Consider the following 3,258-nt stretch of genomic DNA (forward strand, 5'->3'; position numbering starts at 1 on the left):
GAGCCATAGAGATGCGCCGTGATGCCGTAAGGATGGTCGTGCCATTCCTTCAACTGCATGCCGGAGAAGACGCAGCCGAACGCAATGGCGCCGAGCATCCACGCGAATGCCGGCCAGCGCTTGCCCTTCTTGAGCGTTCGCTCTGACATCCACGCCAGCACGCTACTCATGATGAGCACGCCCGTAGCCGTCGCGCCGGTGCCGATCTTCGGCATGCCCTCGGGCGGCCACGGCAACGTGGTTTGCGACTGCGAATAGAAATAGCAGAAGATGAGATAACCGAAGAGACTCGCTTCGGTGGCGACCAACGCGAGCACGCCCCACCATCCGCCCGAATGTTCGCCCGTGCTTCCGACAGGCAGCACGTCGTTCTTCTTCGCAGTCTGCGCCGGAATGGTTTCTTCAGGCGTCGGCGGTTCGCGTTGCCCGAGCGAGCGGCGCGGCCACATCCACGCCACCAGCGTCGCACCGCAACCCGCGACCATGAGACCAGTGAACCACGGCGAGCGCAGCAACAGCGCCGCGAAGCAAAGCGCAGCGAAAAGAGCCAGCAGGAACGGGGACCATGCATCGTCGGGCATCTTGAGTATCGCGTCGGGTTTGCCGTTGAACGGATGCACGCCGAGCGCCTCGCGTCCCTGATGCAGCAGATAACCCGATGCAAGGCTCGAATGCCGCCCTTTCGGTTGCAAGCGGTCTTCCCACATAGGATGCCGCGACTCGACAATCGGCAGCACCGCGAAGTTGTAGGCCGGGGGCGGCGAGTCAGTCGACCATTCGAGGCCCGGCGCATCCCAGGGGTTCTGCGGCGCCTTCTTTCCTCGCTTCGCCGAAATGAGTGCATTGATCAGAAAGATGCCGACGCCGATGGCGAAGATGAAAGAGCCGATCGTCGTAATGAGATTGGAGGTGTCCCATCCCATGCCTTCCGGATACGTATAAATGCGCCGAGGCATGCCGAGCAAGCCGGATATATGCATCGGGAAGAAGCCGACATTGAAGCCGACGAGAATGATCCAGAACGCGATCTTGCCCCATCGCTCGCTCATCAGACGCCCGGTGAATTTCGGGAACCAATAAGTAATGCCGCCGAATACCGGGAACACGTTGATGCCGAGCAGCACGTAATGAAGATGCGCGACGACGAAGTAAGTATCAGTGAGTTGCCAGTCGAGTGGCACCGCTGCGGTCATCACGCCCGAGACGCCCCCGATCACGAACATCAGCACGAAGCTCGCGAAATAGAGGAACGGCACCGAGAACACGGGGCGCCCGGTCCAGATCGTCGCGATCCACGCGAACACGGCGACCGCGCTCGGAATCGTAATGAGCACGCTCGCCGCGCCGAAAAAGGCCAGCGCAAGCGGCGGAATGCCGGTCGCAAACATGTGATGAATCCACACCTCGAAGCCGATGATCATCGTCGCGACCGTCGACATGGCCACTGCCGCGTAACCGACGAGCGGACGCCGGCAAAACGTGGGCAATGCATCGGAGACGATACCCATCGCGGGCAGCACCACGACATACACCCACGGATGCGCGAACATCCAGAAGAGGTGTTGCCAGAGCAGCGGCCTGCCGTCGCTCGCGACATCGAAGAAATGCGTGCCGATGTTGCGGTCCATCCATAACAGGAAGAACGCGAGACTCACGGAAGGCACGGCGAAGAGGTTCGCGAAGGAAATGGTCAGCGTGCCCCATACGATGATCGGCAGCCGGTCCACCGACATGCCCACCGCGCGCATGCGAAAGAGCGTCACAACGAAATTCACTGCGCCTACCGTTGTGGAAATGCCGAGCAACACCATGCCGAGCGAATAGACGTCGATGTTTATTCCACGGCTGTATTCGAGCGACGCAAGCGGCACATAGTTGAACCAGCCCGCATTGGGCGCTTCGCCGAGCGGAAAGCTGCAATAGAGAAAGATGCCGGCAAAGAGAAAGACCCAATACGAAAGCGCGTTGAGACGCGGGAACGCCATGTCGCGCGAGCCCAGCATGAGCGGCCAGAGAAAGTTCGCGAAGCCGCTCAGCACCGGCAGCGCGTAGAGAAAGATCATCGTGATGCCGTGCATCGTGAACAGCTCGGCGAACTGTCCCGGCGTGACGAGCGTCTCGTTCGGCCGCGCGAGTTGCAAGCGCATGATGAGCGCCTCGACGCCGCCCAACAGCAGAAACACGAACGCGGTCACGATATAGCGCAGGCCGATCTTCTTGTGATCGACTGTCGTGATGAAGCCGCGCCATCCCGATTCGCCTTCCCATAGATCGAGCAGCCGCTTCTCGGCTTCCGATCCTTTCGGGACGCTGCCGAACTCCGGCTCGCGTCTGAACGCGACGCGGTGCGAGTGCCCGGCGCTTCGATCCCCTGTCACGGCCATCGTCTAGTCCTTACCTGAGAGTAGCGAGGTATGCCGACAGCTCGCCTGATTCAACGGGCGAAAGCTTCATGTCGGGCATGAGCGTGCCGGGCTTGATTTCCTGCGCGTGCTGAATCCAGTCCATCAGATTCTCCGGCGTATTGACGACCGTGCCCGCCGCCAATAGCCGGCGCGACAGCACATGCGTGAGATCGGGCGCCTGCACGCCGGCCGCGTTGCTGCCGCGTACCGCGTGGCATCCCGCGCAGCGTTGCTCGAAAAGCTTCCTGCCGTGCACGGCCTGCGTCGTGGCCGGCGCGGCTGCTGTGCGCTGCTGCGCGGCGTACCATCGGTCATAGTCGGCTTGCGGCTGCGCATAGACTTCGAATGCCATGTGAGCATGTTGCACGCCGCAGTACTGCGTGCACTGGCCGCGAAAAATGCCGGGCTTGTCCGCCTGTATCCACTGACGGTTGGTGTTGCCGGGTATGGTCTGCGTCTTGCCGGACAATTGCGGCACCCAGAACGCATGAATGACGTCCGCGCTTTTCAGCAGCACGAGCACCGGCACGCCCACCGGAATATGCAGTTCGTTGGCGGTCGTGAAGGCGCTCGGGCCCTGTCCGTAGTCCACTTTCCACCACCAGTCGTAAGCGGTGACCGTGACAGTAAGAGCCGGCGTTTTGGGCGGATCGGCGACCTCGGCCAGCACCGTCAGCATGTAGATGGCGATGCCGAACAGCGCCACGGTCGATATGGCCGTGCCGACATAGATAAAACTCAGGCCGCCGCCCTTGCCGAGCGCACGGTGGTCTTCTTTCTTGCGGTGACGGAAGGTCGCAATCAGCAGCATCACCGCGATGATGATGCACACAAGACTGCATATCGCCGTCAG

2 protein-coding genes are annotated in these 3,258 nt (G+C 61.4%); both read right to left on the reverse strand.

The window, feature by feature from the left end:
• Window positions 1-2,384, reverse strand: a 2,384-nt coding sequence (ctaD, locus tag NCR35_RS27000; RefSeq protein WP_250536991.1) for a cytochrome c oxidase subunit I, incomplete at its 3' end; no start/stop codon positions are given.
• Between the two features lie 10 nt (window positions 2,385-2,394).
• Window positions 2,395-3,258: cytochrome c oxidase subunit II (gene coxB, locus NCR35_RS27005; protein ID WP_250536992.1), on the reverse strand; the 864-nt coding region annotated here is incomplete at its 5' end.

Source organism: Caballeronia sp. AZ10_KS36 (assembly GCF_023631105.1).
GTDB lineage: Bacteria > Pseudomonadota > Gammaproteobacteria > Burkholderiales > Burkholderiaceae > Caballeronia.